Annotated in this window: 13 protein-coding genes; 4 read left to right on the top strand and 9 right to left on the bottom strand. The window is 65.2% G+C overall.

From position 1 onward, the window contains the following. Nucleotides 1–31 precede the first annotated feature (31 nt). Genes ACZY08_RS20220 through ACZY08_RS20230 form a run of 3 tightly spaced genes read right to left on the bottom strand, consistent with a single transcriptional unit; the run spans nucleotide 32 to nucleotide 3339 of the window. Nucleotides 32–649, bottom strand: coding sequence for a response regulator (locus ACZY08_RS20220; RefSeq protein WP_463746390.1), 618 nt, complete (start codon nucleotides 647–649; stop codon nucleotides 32–34). Continuing rightward, the gene (locus tag ACZY08_RS20225) at nucleotides 646–1833 is read right to left on the bottom strand and encodes a sensor histidine kinase (RefSeq protein WP_463746391.1); all 1188 of its coding nucleotides are present in this window, start codon (nucleotides 1831–1833) and stop codon (nucleotides 646–648) included. Before ACZY08_RS20225 ends, ACZY08_RS20220 begins: the two co-directional genes overlap by 4 nt. Before the next feature lie 9 nt (nucleotides 1834–1842). Next, nucleotides 1843–3339, bottom strand: coding sequence for a carotenoid oxygenase family protein (locus ACZY08_RS20230; protein WP_463746392.1), 1497 nt, complete (start codon nucleotides 3337–3339; stop codon nucleotides 1843–1845). A gap of 649 nt (nucleotides 3340–3988) precedes the next feature. On the opposite strand from ACZY08_RS20230, the gene ACZY08_RS20235 reads away from it, so the two are divergent. Both ACZY08_RS20235 and ACZY08_RS20240 read left to right on the top strand, forming a co-directional pair. Next, complete coding sequence (locus ACZY08_RS20235; protein WP_463746393.1) at nucleotides 3989–4654, top strand: alpha/beta hydrolase; 666 nt, start codon at nucleotides 3989–3991, stop codon at nucleotides 4652–4654. A gap of 89 nt (nucleotides 4655–4743) precedes the next feature. Beyond that, on the top strand, nucleotides 4744–5880 hold the full coding sequence (locus ACZY08_RS20240; protein WP_463746394.1) for an alpha/beta hydrolase fold domain-containing protein: 1137 nt from the start codon (nucleotides 4744–4746) through the stop codon (nucleotides 5878–5880). 28 nt (nucleotides 5881–5908) lie between these two features. Here ACZY08_RS20240 and ACZY08_RS20245 read toward each other — a convergent pair whose 3' ends face one another. The 5 genes from ACZY08_RS20245 to ACZY08_RS20265 form a co-directional block, all read right to left on the bottom strand. Next, nucleotides 5909–7159, bottom strand: a complete 1251-nt coding sequence (locus ACZY08_RS20245) for a serine hydrolase domain-containing protein (RefSeq protein ID WP_463746395.1) — start codon at nucleotides 7157–7159, stop codon at nucleotides 5909–5911. Nucleotides 7160–7212: 53 nt separating this feature from the next. Further along, a complete protein-coding gene (locus ACZY08_RS20250; protein WP_463746396.1) occupies nucleotides 7213–8082 on the bottom strand; it encodes a phytanoyl-CoA dioxygenase family protein in 870 nt (289 codons plus the stop codon). Between the two features lie 32 nt (nucleotides 8083–8114). Continuing rightward, a complete protein-coding gene (locus ACZY08_RS20255) occupies nucleotides 8115–9209 on the bottom strand; it encodes an alpha/beta hydrolase (RefSeq protein ID WP_463746397.1) in 1095 nt (364 codons plus the stop codon). Between the two features lie 282 nt (nucleotides 9210–9491). Next, the gene (locus ACZY08_RS20260) at nucleotides 9492–10118 is read right to left on the bottom strand and encodes a TetR/AcrR family transcriptional regulator (protein WP_463746398.1); all 627 of its coding nucleotides are present in this window, start codon (nucleotides 10116–10118) and stop codon (nucleotides 9492–9494) included. Nucleotides 10119–10194: 76 nt separating this feature from the next. Then, nucleotides 10195–11793, bottom strand: a complete 1599-nt coding sequence (locus ACZY08_RS20265; protein ID WP_463746399.1) for a PucR family transcriptional regulator — start codon at nucleotides 11791–11793, stop codon at nucleotides 10195–10197. 83 nt (nucleotides 11794–11876) lie between these two features. Here ACZY08_RS20265 and pruA point away from each other — a divergent pair, with 83 nt between their 5' ends. Both pruA and ACZY08_RS20275 read left to right on the top strand, forming a co-directional pair. Beyond that, complete coding sequence (pruA, locus tag ACZY08_RS20270; protein WP_463746400.1) at nucleotides 11877–13505, top strand: L-glutamate gamma-semialdehyde dehydrogenase; 1629 nt, start codon at nucleotides 11877–11879, stop codon at nucleotides 13503–13505. 1 nt (nucleotide 13506) lies between these two features. Then, nucleotides 13507–14466, top strand: coding sequence for a proline dehydrogenase family protein (locus ACZY08_RS20275; protein ID WP_463746401.1), 960 nt, complete (start codon nucleotides 13507–13509; stop codon nucleotides 14464–14466). Between the two features lie 7 nt (nucleotides 14467–14473). On the opposite strand, the gene ACZY08_RS20280 is transcribed toward ACZY08_RS20275, so the two are convergent. After that, on the bottom strand, nucleotides 14474–15502 hold the full coding sequence (locus ACZY08_RS20280) for an isopenicillin N synthase family dioxygenase (protein ID WP_463746402.1): 1029 nt from the start codon (nucleotides 15500–15502) through the stop codon (nucleotides 14474–14476).

Consider the following 15502-nt stretch of genomic DNA (forward strand, 5'->3'; position numbering starts at 1 on the left):
CACCCAACTAACCCCGCGAGCAGACAAGGGGTTACCCCAGCAATCCCAGCGACATCGCCGTCGTCACGGCCGCCGTGCGGTCGGACACCCCCAGTTTGTGGAACGCCCGCAGCAGATGCGTCTTCACCGTGGCCTCACTGATGTGCAGGGCGCGGCCGATATCGGCGTTGGTGGCGCCCGTGGACACCAGGGCCAGTACCTCGGCCTCCCGCACCGACAATGTCACCGCCGGCGACCGGACCGCATTCATCAGTCGGTCGGCAAGCCCGGGAGCCAGCACCGTCTTGCCGCGCGCTGCGTCGCGCACGGCGCGGGCCAGCTCGGCGCGGGAGGCGTCCTTGAGCAGGTAGCCGGTGGCCCCGGCCTCGACGGCGCGAAGGATGTCGGTGTCGCTTTCGTAAGTGGTGACCACGACGATGTGGATCGACGGATCGTCGGCCAGAATCCGTGCGGTCGCGGTGACACCGTCGATCCCGGGCATCCGCAGATCCATCAGGATGACGTCGGGGCGCAGCGTGTGGGCAAGCCCGATCGCCTCGGCCCCGGAGCCTGCCTCACCGACCACGGTCAAATCGTCCTCGGCGTCGATCATGCCGCGCAGCCCCTCACGGACCACCGGGTGGTCATCGACAAGTAGGACCGTCGTCATGCCGGCACCGCCACGACGACCCGCACGCCGCCGCCTTCCGGTGTGGACAGGGTCAGGGTGCCGCCCACCTGGTCCAGCCGGGCCCGCATGCCGCGTAGACCGAACCCCTCGAGGTGATCGGGTTGCAGTCCGACGCCGTTGTCGGACAAGGAAAGCCGCACCCCTTCAACGTCGGGTTGTAGCCGCACCTGTAGCTCGCTGGCCTGGGAGTGCCGGCGCACGTTCGTCATCGCCTCCTGTGCGCTGCGCAGCAGCACCACATCTACGGCCATGCCGAGCTGTGGTAGATCGTCGTCGATGCGGACGTCGATGGCGATGCCCGTTTCGGCAGCCAGGCGGTCGCACTGGCGGCGCAGCGCGGCGGACAGTGTGCCCTCCTCCAACGCGGCCGGCGTCAGCCGGGTCACCATGGTGCGGGCCTCGGCCAGGTTGTCGCGTGCTGTGTTGCGGATCAGCTCCACATGCCGGGCGGCGGCGGCCGGGTCGGAGTCGCTCTCGGCCTGTACCGCCTGGGCGAGCGCCACGATGCTGGTGAACCCCTGCGCCAGGGTGTCGTGGATCTCCCGGGCCAGCCGTTCCCGCTCGGCGGCCACCCCGGCTTCGCGTGAGAGCCGCGCGCTCTGGGCCCGGCTGGCCGCCAGTTCGGCGACCGTCTCCGTCAACTGTTGCCGCTGTCGCATGGTCGTCATGATCGTGGTGCCGATGATCGGTGCCGCTACCGCGCCCACCAGGGTCACCGCCGCCACCGCGGGCAGGCTCGGCCACCCCGGCCCGTGACTCACGACGGCAACGCCCAACGGCGCCAGGGTCACCAGGAAGGTCACCGTCAATGCCGCCGCCAGCGGCAGCGTCGCGAAGATCAGTGGGTAGAGCGCCGGAATCGCCGCGACGGCCGGGGGTGCTGCCAGCACCGCGACGAGCCACAGTCCGATCATCACTGCCACGAACGCTGCCGCTCGTGCCCGCACCGGACCGGCGATCGGATTTGCATCGCGAATGATGTTGCGTCCGAACACCAGAACGATCACCACCATCGACGCGAGCGCACCGCACGCCACCGGCAGATTGCCGCCGAAAGTGTGCCGCAGCAGGACGACGGCGAATATCGCCGCGATACACAGTCCGCAGACGTAGGTCTCCCACATCCAGTGCCAGTCAGTGGCGGATGGACCGGTTTCGGTCATCTGCCGATGCTAACGGCCCGACGGCCCCTCGGTGGCCACCCAGTTGCCGTGGAAGCCGTGCGGAACCCGGACCGGAATATGCACGGTGGCAACGGGTGCCAGGGTCTGGCCGTCGAGCAGCACCAGATCGCTGCGGTTTTCGGCGCGGTCGTAGACGAATCCCATCACCACGCCGTCGTTCTCCTCGGCGTCCGGCCCGGACGGGACGAAAACGAACTCGCCCGGTTCACGCCCGGGCCCGAAGTCGACACGGTCGGTGGTGCCCTCGCGCAGGTCGTGGCGCAGGATGGCGGCCGGCGCCGCATCCGGCTCCGACGGGAGGCTGACGGTATAGCCGTACCGGTGCGGCAGTCCTGTGAGTCGGTCATCGACGCGCGGGAACTCCTGGGTGGAGTCGTCGAGCCGCTGCTCGTGTACCCGGCCGGTGTGAAGGTCAATGGTCCAGCGGTCCAACGTGATCGAATCGGTGAACAATTGGTCACCGGTGGTGAACACCGCGGGATGGCGGACCACATCGAGCACGACCTGCTCGCCGTCGGGCGCGGTCTGGTCGTAGCCGTTGAGGGCGTGGAACACGTAGCAGGGCGGGATGTCGAACCACCGGATGTCAGCGGCAACGCCCTCGCGCGGCAGGAGGCCGATCCGGGCGCCATGCTCGGGCGCCCAACGGTAGGGCATGGCCGTCGTGGGCAGCGGGGCGCGTTCGGATCCGCGCATCGCTGCGCGCAGTACGAAATCCGGGACCGCATGGCGGGCGGCGAATCCGGTGAGCAACCGCGCCGCGGCGCGCGCTGGAGCGCTCTGGACCATGCCGGCCAGATCGAGCAGCACCGGCAGGTCGTAGAGCACCACATACTTTTCGGTCAGAGTGAAGTCATGCATCATCGTCTGTGTCCGCAGGGCGATATCGACTGTGCGCCGGACCCTGCCGTCCACACCGGTGACGGAATAGTTCACCAGGTTTCCGCGCAGCGGATTGTATGAGACGGCGTGCAGCTCACCGGTTTTCGGATCGTGCTTGGGGTGCGCGGTAAATCCGCCGAACAGCGTGCCGCAGAAGTCGGACGGACCCACGGTGTCGAGTTCGTCGGTGAGTTCATAGGGCCGTGCACCCGCCTCGGTGAGGACCAGGGTCTTGCCGGCATGGCCGATGATGTTGGTGTTGGCGGGAAAGTCGAATCCTCCGGCGTGCGCGCCACCTGCCCATTTTTCGCCCAGCTGACGGGCCACCGAGCTCGACCGGATCCAGCGATTCCGGTACCAGGTCGCCGCACCGTCGCGCAGCCGGATCCCGTGCGCCATGCCGTCGCCCAGGAACCAGTGATGATGCTTTGGATCGGGAGCCCGCAGTGGGTTGGGTCCGGTGCGCAGATAGCGCCCGTCGAGATAGTCCGGGATGGTGCCGGTGACGGTGAGGTCGGTGACGGTGACCTCGTCATGCACCGGTGCGAAGTTTCCGCTGAGAAACGGGTGCTCGGATTCCTGCTGAACCGCTTCGGTAGTCATACCCCTACGGTGCCCCTCCGGTCGCCTCCGCGCGACGACTTCACGGCTGATTCGTCTGTCAACCGAACGATGGACAGGGCGTGCCTCGGTGACAGCGAACACTCGTCTGGAACCAGGTTCGGGTGTCACCCGCGTATGCGGCGAGGTCGGCCCTGGCGGGCTTGTTGCGGGTATTTGGTCAGTTGACCTATGATTAGGTCATACGACCAGTTTCCGAGAGTCGGCGGCGTCTCCGCGCACCGCGCGGCAACGCAGATCTCGACTGTGCATTGGCGTGATCGCAAACCCGTTGGATGCAGACGTCGATCCGCAAGGCCGACCTCGCTGAGAGGGATACAAGCTTGTGAAGAACGACAACAGAATCGGATCCCCGAAGGAATCCAAACTGAGCCCTGACAAGCGCACCAAGGGTAGGCGGCGAGGCAAGTGGCTTATCGGAGTCGCAGCACTTGTGATCGTTGCGGGGGGTGCGCTCTCTCAGTTTCCACTTCCGCAGAAGGACGGATCCCCGGCACCCGAGGACGACCCCGACTGGGAAGTAAGACCGATCTGGATGGGCACGCCTCCCGGCGACTGCGGCGTTCGAGCAGCGGAGACTCGCACACGCGATGAAGGCATGGGCTGGCGTCAGGTCACAACGATCAGAAACGTGTCCGACCCGACCATGACCGTGATCCGCCCAGACCCCGAAAAACGCACCGGAGCATCGATGGTGATCCTGCCTGGCGGCGGGTTCGCAGCGCTCGCTTGGGATTCAGAAGGAACAGAAGTTGGCGAGTTCCTCGCTCAGCGGGGGATCACTGCGTTCGTCCTCAAATATCGGGTCCAGAACCCGCGGCTGTGGCGTCTCGTTCCTTTTCTGTTGGGCAACGTGACGGCCGGAATCGATCCCGCTATTTCTGCTGCCGCCGCGGACGCGATGCAGGCGATGCGTGTCATTCTTGGCAATGCAGATGAGTACCAAATCGACCCCAATCGAGTTGGCATGATGGGCTTCTCGGCAGGGGCGATCACGCTCCTGCGTGTGCTCCAAGCCAGCAGCGCCGACGTACGTCCAGACTTCGCCGCATCGATCTACGGCTTCCTCTTGGAGGACGGCGCACTGCCGAAATCGACTCCCTTGTTCATCGCCGCGGCTCACCCCGATCCCGCTGTCGAGCACGCTAAGAAGATTGAAACGATCTGGAAGGATGCGGGTGCACCGGTGGAAACCCACATCTTCGAATCGGGCAGTCACGGTTTCGGGCTCGGGCAACCAGGAACAGACTCTGCCCGATTCCGGAACCTATTCGGCGAGTGGCTGGTCAACCGATGACACGAGAGCAGGCATCGCCTTCGGGCACTCGCGAAACGGTGCGGCGCCCTCGCCGCCGTCTCAAACTGCCTCTGCTGACCGTCAGCGTTGTGATCGTCGCGCCGAGCGCCCTTCTGACCGCCGGAACCTTTCTCCCGCGGGTCCCCTACCTCGGCGCTGTGGGGACATTGGTGTGGCCCACGCTCATCGGACCAGCACTCATTGTCGTCCTCGTCGGCACGCTGCTCGCGGTGGCTGCCTGGTTGCTCGGCAGCCGCCGGCTGGCACCAATCGTCGCCGCCGCAGGGGTCCTCGCGCTCGCCGGAACGTCAGTTGTTTTTGGAAGTCAGGTGCGGATCGCCGCGGACGCAGGCGTCCCTGTCACGCCAAGGGTGTTCTCCCTCCCGCTCGAGACAGCGTTACCAGACTCGACAGTCACGTACATGACCGACGACACCGGTGCACCCCTCACCATGGACATGTATCGACCGAGCGACAGCGTTGAACAGCCGCCGTCGGGTGCGCCGATCGTGGTGTACGTCCACGGGGGCGGGTGGATCGGCGGTGATCCCAAGGAGGTGTCCGCCGACCTCCGTTGGTTCGCCGATCAGGGTTACTGGGTAGTCTCGCCCGCGTACACGCTCGCGACCACGAGCCATCCAACGTGGGATACGGCGATGCCTCAGATCGGCTGCGCCCTGGTCTGGGCGGCCGATCATGCTGCCGAGTACGGTGCCGATGCGAACCGTCTCGCGGTGTGGGGGTCATCCGCCGGTGGGAACCTCGCCATCACGACGACGTATGCGGCGGCGAATGGACAGCTGAGCCCCGCCTGCGGCGGTGATGTGCCGAACGTGCGTGCGGTGGGTGGAGCGGTGCCCGCGGTCGACCCGGCCAATGTCTACGACAACCCCGACCCGCTCACGGGGCCCGCGACACGCGATATGGTCGCAACCTTCATCGGAGGGACGGTCGAGCAGCATCCCGAGCGCCTGCGCGCCGTCCAAGCAGCCACCTACATTTCGCCCCAGGCGCCACCCACTTTCCTCCTGATCAGCGAGGAAGATCGGCTTGTGCCGATGGACGGTATCCGACGGTTCGTCGAACGGGCCGCCAATGCGGGCGTCGACGTCACCACGCAGTACTGGCCGTGGGCTGATCACACCATCGCGGTCGGCCACAATTATCTTCCCAACCAGGCGCTGATCCATCGGCTGCTCGACCACTTCCGCAGCAACGGCGCGTAACACACGTTGCGCGTGTAGCAGGCTCGGATCACAACCCGCCCGGGCGGTGTTGCCGATCATCAATGGACAGGCAGGCGTAAAGGGTTTCGACGAGCTTGGTGGAGACGGACCAGTCTGTGTGATGGTTGCGCAGGAATCCGACCGCGACATGGTGAATGGGATCGGCAAAGCCGAGTTGCCCACCGGCGCCGAGGTGACCGAACGACTCCGGTGTGGGTCCGAACCGCCACGGTTTCGGTGCCGCGCCGAAGTCGCCTTCGTAACCAAGGGCGTACCGCATCTGTGGTGCTTTGAGCCACTTGGCCACGCCCCTGTCCGGCCACAAAGCGCTTGGGCCGCTGACGCATTCAGACCCGAACAGTTTGATGGAGGCGGGTGACACGATTTGGCGGCCGTCCACCTCGCCGCCCTGCGCCAGCGCGGAATACAACCGTGCAATGCTGCGCGCGTCGGCGCTACCGTTGGCGGCGGGGACTTCCAATTTTCGCACCCTGGGGAGGTTGAAAAAGTCGGGGTGGTCGGCGAGCGTCCCGCCGTGCATGCGGACAAAAGCCTGAGAGATCGCCGAATGTGTATTCCCAAGATGCTTTCTGGCCAGGGCCATCAAGATCTTGTTTTTGATTCCCGACGTATCAGGTACCTCGGTGATGCTGTCGGCCAGACGTCGCTGCTCTGCCTCCGGCGTTCCAATGTGAATCGCCAGTTCCAAGGGGACTGCGACCTCGCTCGCGAAGAAGGCGCCGACAGTCATGCCGGTCACCCGGCGAACCAACTCCTGGATCAACCAACCCACGCTGATGGCGTGGTAGCCGATACGCGTACCCGGCGCCCACACCGCGGGCGACGCGGCGATGCGCCGGGCGATCTCGTCGTATTCGTCCCAGCCGTTGCCGGACCAGTCGAGCAGGTCTCCCGGCTCGCAAAAGCACAGCATCCCAGACGTGTGGTTCAGTATGTGCCGTACGAGCGTCCGCTCCTTGCCCGCCTGGCCGTACTCCGGCCAGTAACGGATTACGGGCGCATCGACGTCGAGCAGGCCACGGTCGGCGAGTATCTGGACACAGAGCGCAGCGAAGCCTTTTGTCGCGGACATCGCGGTCGCCAGCGTGTCACGCTCCCATGGGATGTCAGGACGGGCCTGCCCGGCCCAGAGGTCCACTACCTCGACACCGTCGACGTACGCCGCGAACGCGCCTCCGCCCCGGCCCAGGTCGCTGTGTGCGAACGCTTCTTGCACCTCGGCGAATCCGCTCGCAATGGCACCCGAGACAATGGCCATGTCGCACCCTCCTGAACATTGCGCCCTTGACGTTCCGCAGCGCTCGGCCGGACTTACATCAACGCCTGCTGGTAAGGGGCCATGTCCATTTCGGGATACCGCATGGCGACGCCCTCGATCATTTCGGTCGTCCAGTAAGGGTCTCCCGGAAGCGGGAACCCAAAAAGGTGCCTCTCGCGGGGGTCGATCTCCGTGAGAAGCGAAGCCATCTCAGGCTTGGCGCCCTGGGCACCCCAACCCCGCCACTGCGTCCAATCAGACACAGAGGAGCGGTACACGAAGTGGTGGGAGATACGGTGTCCCTCAGCGGCAGTGAACGCACTACCGCGGTGAAGAGTAGTCATGTTGTAGAGCAGCAGGCTTCCCGCGGGTACTTCGACGGTGACTTCGTGCTCGTACAGATGCGCATACTCGCGTCGCGCTCGAAGATGCGGCTCACCTGCGCGCAGCGTGTCGACATTGCTGGGCAAAACACAAGTGGGACTGAGGTCTGCGGTGACATTGGTGTAGTAGAGGATCCCCTCGACCTGGCGGTATCCACTGTCGTTTCTTGGGAAGACCAGCGAGTTGTTCATCAGGTCACTGTGTAGCTCTTGGTCTTCCCAGGGCTGGTCCGCATAGCGAAACCATAGGAATGACAAGGATATTCGCAAGTCAGAGGTGCTGATGACATCCTCCATCAAATCGATCAGCCGCCGACTCATGACATTTCGTTGAATTCGTGCCGGAAAGTCCGCGAACTCGAGGAAGTATGGAGGTTCCTCATCGGCGTTGTTGTCGTATCCCGTCCAATGCGGGGTGACGCCCAGCCCGGCACTCTCGGTCTCTGCAAGTTGCTCGGGTGACAGGAACCCTTCGATGATGGTGTATCCCTGGTCAGTCAACTCCGTCGCATGGCGCTTCAAGACATGTCGTTCGTCCATCCTTCTTCCTTCCCAAAGTTGGTGCTGCGACACTAAAATTGGGACGACAGCACAGCCACGAGTTCCAGTGCGATGGCTTCGGCTTGTGGGGCGTGCCCGAACAGCGCAGGCGTGGTGTGAGTACTTCCCATGTATCGGATCGTTCGGACTGGAACACCTGCCCGCGCAAGTTGACCGGCGTAGAACTCGGCTTCTGAACGCAACGGGTCCATCTCGGCGGTGAATATGAGTGCTGCCGGCACACCGCTGAGGTCTGCAGCCAACAGGGGAGACAGCAACGGATTGTCCGCGTGCTCAGCGCCTCGGTACACCTTGGACATGGCCGCCATCGGGACGCTTCGGGCTGGATCCTTCATCTTTCCGGTGAGTTTTCGCGTCTGCCGTGTGATGTCGTAATCCTCCTTGCGCCAACGGAATCCTCGGGGTCGAGATCTGCCGAGCAGCAGGGCCGGGTTGATGAGAACCTGCCGAGCCACGTGGGGGCCGCCTTGATCTCGAGCCTTGAGCATGGCGGCGGCGGTGAGGTTTCCGCCCGCACTGCCACCGCCGACTACAATTCGCTGCCGGTCGATGCCGTAGCGATCGGCATGGCGGTACAGATGTTCGATGGCCGCATAAACTTCGTTGACCGCGTGCGGGAACTTGTATTCGGGACTCAATGAGTAATCCAGATCGAATACGACGGCGCCGCTGCGATCGGCGATGTACTTCAGCAACGGATCTCGCCCAGTCGGGCGCCCAGCGAAGAAGCCGCCGCCGTGGAGGTGCAGGAACGCAGGACGCATCTCGTTCGACGTCGAGCTACTCTCATACCTCCAGAGACGGTTGACGTTCCGCCACAGAACGACATCCTCGTACGCGGTGTTGACTGATTGCGAGGTCAAATCTGGTGTCGGCTCTCCCACCTCTGCGAGCAGAGTGTCGCCGAGATTCCGGAGGTCAACGAACATCGACGCCGGCCGGAACAGAAGCCGCAGCAGCGTCCGCGGGCTATTGACCCGGCGGGCAGCACGGGGCAACTCAGGTCGAGCGGCCGTCTCATGTCTCAGCACCCAAGGATCCACCAGGCCGGGCCGGAGATCTGACACCGACCGCTTCAGTTCTACATTGGAACCGTTGACCTCCACGTACTCAGCGACGTGCAAGAGTCGTTGGAGCGCTTGATCATCGTAGTGTCGCAGCATATTTTCTCCTTCGCGTCGGCCACTTGGTAGGCCCTGTGCAAGGCGTGGAATCGAGGCTGGGAAGGGCGATTTTGACGGAGATAGCTTGTGAGCGTGGAGAGTTACGCCGCCGCCCTGTCGATCGCAATCGCACGTAGCCCATGTTGTGCCGGCCACGCCGGGCAACCGTGGGCAGCTCCGTTGACTCCATGGCGGACGAGGCGACCTGACGTCGGACCGCCGGAATCAGCGTTTCACTCCGACGGCACGGCCGAAGATTGCGATGAGGTCTTCTCCGTATGAGAGAGCATCGAACTGAGGATCACGGAGGATGTTCTCAACCGCTGCATGAATCGCTGCACGCAGTGCAATGGCCACTGCCGCCACCGGGAAATCGTTGAACTCACCGGATTCTCGCCCTTCAGTCAAGTTCCCCGTCGGATCTAGAACCCGGGCTTCTTCGCGTAGTGCAGGATCAAGCTTTCGCTCATCTGCTCCGACTCCACCGGGCCGATACTCGTTTTCGATGTACGTCACCGCTGCGAGCAGCCTGCGATGATCGTTGTAGTACGAGACGCTCGCCCGGATGTAGGCAGCCAACCTGGCCGTGGCGGTGACCTCAGCCGAGACCGCCGGCCCTACGGCTGCGATAGCGGTACGAATCGTGTGCTCGACTATCGCGTCGACCAACCCATCTCTGGTGCCGAAGTGATACTGCACTGCGCTCATCGCGATCCCAACGCGGTCAGCGACCTTGCGGATCGATGTCTGCTCCCAGCCGATCTCTGCGATCACGTCAATCGCAGCGTCGACGATCTGCCTTCGTCGCGCCGTCCGCGTAAACGATGGGGAATCATTATTTAGCGGTCGCATGACCTAACTATAGGTCATACGACCAATCGCCTCCAAATGGTTTGCGTGACCGCTTGCGGGCGGCCCATGCTTGGGCTCACGTCGTGGCACGCAGGCTCAATGCGAGCAGCAGCCGCACGTCGGCGTCGTTGAGTGAGGCGCCCAGCAGTTGCTCCACCCGCCGGATCCGGTACCGCACGGTGTTGGGATGCACATGCAGGTGCTGGGCGGCCGCGGTGACGTCGCCGAAGCAGTCCAGGTACACACCCAGGGTCTCGGCGAGCACCGGCTCGTCGGCGCGCAACGTCTGCACCCGTGGATCGATCAGCCGGTCGTCGGCGGCGATCGCGGTGACGATCTCGTCGAGCAGCACCGTGGTGCGGGCCTCGGCCAGTGAGGTGACCGCGGCCAGAGTTCCGGGATGGCGCTCGGCAGTGTCGAGCACCCGGTCCACATCGGCGCGAGCACCCGCAGCGCCGGGCAGCCCGGCCACCGGGCTGGCGATCACCGCATGCAGCTGCAGCCCCAGCTCGGCTCGCAGCGCCGCCACGGTGCCCCGCACCCACGACGTCACTGCCTTGCCGGTGCTGGGGAACAACACGTAGACGCGGGACCCGGCCGACGCCATCTGAGCGTCGTGACGAAAAGCGCTGGCGCTCAACGCCAGCACGTCGGCGAGCCTGGTGTCGGGCGGTCCGCCGGCATTTCTCGCGTCTCCGGCGCGGCTGTCGAAGCCGATCACCGCGGCCCGACCGTCGACGGCCACCCCCAGTTCTCTTGCGATCAACTCCACCTCGACCGGAGCATCGGGCTCACCCAGCCCCAGCAGTTCCTGCACCCGTACGGCATGGGTCGACGGAGTGGCTGCCAGCCGGGCCATGATCCGCGCGGCCAGCACCGCGGCGCCGCGCAGTACATCCTCGGCATCATCAGCGAACGGGCGGCTGCCCTGCTGCACCCAGATGGTGCCGACGAAGGCCGGGGCCCGTCGCTCGTCGACGGTGGGTGCGAAGATGCCGATCGCCAACCGGGGGCGCAATCCCAACTCAGGCCGCTCGGCCACCCGCACTGCCTCCGGCCGAGACCGCAGCGCGTCGAAGATGCCCCATTGGGCGATCCAGGCCAGATGCTCCGGCGGGCCCGCCCGGCCGAGAATCGACAGCCGGCGCAGCTCATCGGCCTCGTCGCTGGAGGCCGAATACGCCAGAACGTGTGACTGGGCGTCTTCGATGCTGACCATGCCGTGCGTGCGTTCGGCCACGGATTGGGCCAGGCCGAACAGGTCGGTGCCCGAATCGTGAAGCGCGCCGTCACTGTGGTGCTCGAAGACGTGATTCACCAGCCGGTACAGCCGTTCCCATCGAGCCCGTGGATCGACGGCCACCACCGCGATGCCTCCCGCCACCGCACGTTCGACGACGGTGCCCGACGGCTCCTTGATGAAGATTGCAGCGGGCACCCGGCGCACGGCCTGCTGGTCGACCCAGCGCAGAGCGTCGGCCTCGGAGACCCCGAGCAGGAAGAACACGTCGGCCGCACCTGCGGACGGGGCCAGGCCCAGGCGCACGTCATCGGAATCGATCAGCGCAGCCGAGGCCACGGGCAGATCGAGGCCGCGGGGAGCCTGAACGAGCCGGACCAGCGTGGCGTCCAGTGCCAACAGCAGTTGGCCCAGGCTGACACCGGTAGCGCGCATATTGTCTGATTCTACTGATATGCGCGGTAACGCTTGTCGGATCGGACAAGTGTTACGTGGGTCACTTCGGGGATTCTTGACTCATGGATGCCATCACCGACGTGCCCGCGCCGGCCAACGAGCCGGTTCACGACTACGCACCGGGCTCGGGGGAACGCGCCCGGCTCACCACCGCGCTCGGCGAACTGGCCGGCGCCCCGATCGACCTGCCGCATGTCATCGGCGGCAAGCACACGATGGGCGGCGGCACGCGCATCGATGTCGTGCAACCGCATCGCCACAGCGCGAAGCTGGGCACCCTGACCAACGCCGAACACGCCGACGCCGCTGCGGCCATCGACGCCGCACTGGCCGCCAAGTCCGACTGGGCCCGGATGCCGTTCGACGAACGCGCCGCGGTGTTCCTTCGCGCGGCCGACCTGCTGTCCGGTCCATGGCGGGAGAAGATCGCCGCGGCCACCATGCTCGGTCAGTCGAAAACCGCCTATCAGGCCGAGATCGATGCCCCCTGCGAGCTGATCGACTTCTGGCGGTTCAACGTCGAGTTCGCCCGAGAGATCCTGGCGCAGCAGCCCATCAGCAGCCCCGGTGTCTGGAACCGCACCGACCACCGGCCGCTGGAAGGTTTCGTCTACGCCATCACGCCCTTCAACTTCAGCGCCATCGCAGGCAATCTGCCCACCGCGCCCGCCCTGATGGGCAACACCGTGGTGTGGAAACCCTCGCCCACCCAGACGTTCGCGGCCTACCTGACCATGCAGCTACTGGAGGCCGCCGGGCTGCCGCCCGGAGTGATCAACCTGGTGACCGGCGACGGGATCGCCGTATCCGAGGTGGCGCTGGCAGAGCCGCGACTGGCCGGCATCCACTTCACCGGCTCGACCGCCACCTTCCAGCACCTGTGGCGTGAGGTCGGTGCGAACATCGACCGCTACCACACCTATCCACGTCTGGTCGGCGAGACCGGCGGCAAGGACTTCGTGGTCGCGCACGCCTCGGCCCGTCCAGATGTCCTGCGCACCGCCCTGATTCGCGGTGCCTTCGACTACCAGGGGCAGAAATGCTCGGCCGCCTCTCGGGCCTTCATCCCACGCTCGGTATGGCACCGAATGGGTGACGAGTTCCTCTCGGCCACTTCGGAACTGAAATATGGCGATGTCACCGACCTGACCAACTACGGCGGGGCCGTCATCGACGGCCGCGCCTACGCCAGGAACGTCGCGGCGATCGAGCGGGCAAAGGGTGCCGCCGGCGTGACCATCGCCGCCGGTGGCGAATATGACGACAGTGAGGGCTACTTCGTGCGGCCCACCGTCCTGCTCTCCGACGATCCGACCGACGAGGCTTTCTCCACCGAGTACTTCGGTCCGATCCTGGCCGTGCACGTCTATCCCGACGCGGAGTACGAACGCATCCTCGATGTCGTGGACACCGGCGCCCGCTACGCCCTGACCGGCGCGGTGATCGCCGACGATCGTGGTGCGGTGCTCACTGCCGCCGACCGACTGCGGAATGCCGCAGGCAACTTCTACGTCAACGACAAACCGACCGGCGCCGTCGTCGGCCAGCAACCCTTCGGCGGATCGCGCGCCTCGGGCACCAACGACAAGGCCGGCTCGCCGTCGAACCTGATGCGCTGGACCTCGGCGCGCTCCATCAAAGAGACCTTCGTGCCGCCCACCAACCACATCTACCCGCACATGGGGGTCTGAGATGGGCGTGTTTCAGCGGGTTGCCCGCCCGGCGATCCTCGCCGCATCGCACTCGTCGCGGCTGCGCCACACGACCGAACGTCTCCCGATCACCCGCAAGGTGGTGGACCGTTTTGTGGCGGGGGAGACCGTGCCCGATGCACTTGACACCGTTGGTGCGCTGCGGGATTCGGGCCGCTTCGTCAGTGTCGACCACCTCGGCGAGGACACCACGAGCACCGAGGACGCCGAACGTACCGTGCAGGCCTACCTGACCCTGCTCGACGGACTGGCGCGCCGCGGCGACACCGATGCGAAAGTGCGACCGTTGGAAGTGTCGCTCAAGCTGTCGGCCCTCGGCCAGGCGCTCCCGCGCGACGGCGAGAAGATCGCCTACGAGAACGCCCACACCATCTGTGTCAAGGCCCGTGACGTGGGGGCCTGGGTGACCGTGGACGCCGAGGACCACACAACCACCGACTCGACCCTGACGATCGTGCGTGACCTGCGTACCGAATTCGACTGGCTGGGAACAGTTCTACAGGCCTACCTGCACCGCACCGAAGCCGACTGTCGCGAGTTCGCGGCGTCGGGAGCTCGAATCAGGCTGTGCAAGGGTGCCTACGACGAACCCGCCTCGGTGGCGTACCGCGACGCGGCGGACGTCACCGACTCCTACCTGCGATGTCTGCGGGTGCTGATGGCCGGTTCGGGCTACCCGATGGTGGCTTCACACGACCCGGAGATCATCGACGCGGTACCGGGTTTAGCCGACGAATTCGGCCGCGGTGTCGACGGTTTCGAGTACCAGATGCTCTACAACATCCGCGATGCCGAACAACGCCGGCTCGCCGAGGCGGGCAACCATGTGCGGGTGTACGTTCCGTTCGGCAACGAGTGGTACGGCTACTTCGTGCGACGCCTGGCCGAGCGCCCGGCCAACCTGATGTTCTTCCTGCGGGCCCTGGCCGAGCATCGCTGAAGCAATATCAGCGAGCACTCAGGTCGTAGGCGACCCTGAACTTGTCGAGCAGATAGGGCCCCGAGATCACCGGTTCATACCGCGGCGGGTCGTCGGCTGTGGCACAGGTCGGAATGCACTCGATCACTGCGTCGAAATTGGGCTGGTGGAAGAACGGCAGGCTGAACCGTTCCGTGGGTGCGCCGGTGCTCACCACGCGGTGCACCGTGCTGACCCAACGGTTGTTGGTCCAGCGGGCCAGCAGGTCGCCGATGTTGATGACGAACGAGCCCGGCACCACCGGTACGTCAAGCCACTCGCCACGATCGTTGAGAACCTGTAGCCCGCTCTGGGATTCGTCCTGCAGCAGGATCGTGAGGTTGCCCCAGTCGCTGTGCTGGCTCAGCCGGATATGGCCGGCCGGGTGGTCGTCGTTCGGGTAGTGGTTGGCCATCAGGTTGGAGTTGTGCCGGTCGATCAAAGTGTCGAACCAGTCTTCGCGCAGCCCCAGGGCCAACGCGAACAGCCGCGACAATTCGCCGGCTAGCACGGCCATCTCGTCGTAATAGCGTTGGTAGGCCGTCCGGAATCCCGGCACGTCGGGCCAGCGTTCGGCTACGGACACACGTTCGTCGGTCCAGCCGTTCCCGTCGAAACCCTCCGGATTGCCCAGCGGGATATACACGAATTTCTCGACGTGGTCAGGTGACTCGTGCTCGGCCGCCCGGTCGGCTCCGTCGTTGGTGGCCGCGAGCTTGCCTGCGCAGCTGAATCCGCGGGCCAGTGGATCAGCGGGATCTGCCCCGATCTGTTCTTTGACACCGCGCGGCAGCGAGAAGAACTCGCGCACCGCACGGTTCACGTCCTCGATCACCGCATCGGGCACACCGTGGCCGGCCAGCAGGAGAAAGCCGCTGCTTTCACAGCATCGGCCGATGGCGTCGGCCACCGCCTGACGTTGACGCTTGTCTCCGTTTCGGGCGCTGCTGATATCGATCAACGGAACGAACCCGTCTCGAAGGACAACTTGGTCGACTATCACCTCTGGTTGGCTCAC

Source organism: Mycobacterium sp. IDUB_9, from assembly GCF_055419505.1.

Bases quoted from the DNA above. Each gene is read 5' to 3' on its own strand.
- ACZY08_RS20220 (WP_463746390.1), bottom strand. From the start codon at position 649: ATGACGACGGTCCTACTTGTCGATGACCACCCGGTGGTCCGTGAGGGG.
- ACZY08_RS20225 (WP_463746391.1), bottom strand. From the start codon at position 1,833: ATGACCGAAACCGGTCCATCCGCCACTGACTGGCACTGGATGTGGGAG.
- ACZY08_RS20230 (WP_463746392.1), bottom strand. From the start codon at position 3,339: ATGACTACCGAAGCGGTTCAGCAGGAATCCGAGCACCCGTTTCTCAGC.
- ACZY08_RS20245 (WP_463746395.1), bottom strand. From the start codon at position 7,159: ATGGCCATTGTCTCGGGTGCCATTGCGAGCGGATTCGCCGAGGTGCAA.
- ACZY08_RS20250 (WP_463746396.1), bottom strand. From the start codon at position 8,082: ATGGACGAACGACATGTCTTGAAGCGCCATGCGACGGAGTTGACTGAC.
- ACZY08_RS20260 (WP_463746398.1), bottom strand. From the start codon at position 10,118: ATGCGACCGCTAAATAATGATTCCCCATCGTTTACGCGGACGGCGCGA.
- ACZY08_RS20265 (WP_463746399.1), bottom strand. From the start codon at position 11,793: ATGCGCGCTACCGGTGTCAGCCTGGGCCAACTGCTGTTGGCACTGGAC.
- pruA (WP_463746400.1), top strand. From the start codon at position 11,877: ATGGATGCCATCACCGACGTGCCCGCGCCGGCCAACGAGCCGGTTCAC.
- ACZY08_RS20275 (WP_463746401.1), top strand. From the start codon at position 13,507: ATGGGCGTGTTTCAGCGGGTTGCCCGCCCGGCGATCCTCGCCGCATCG.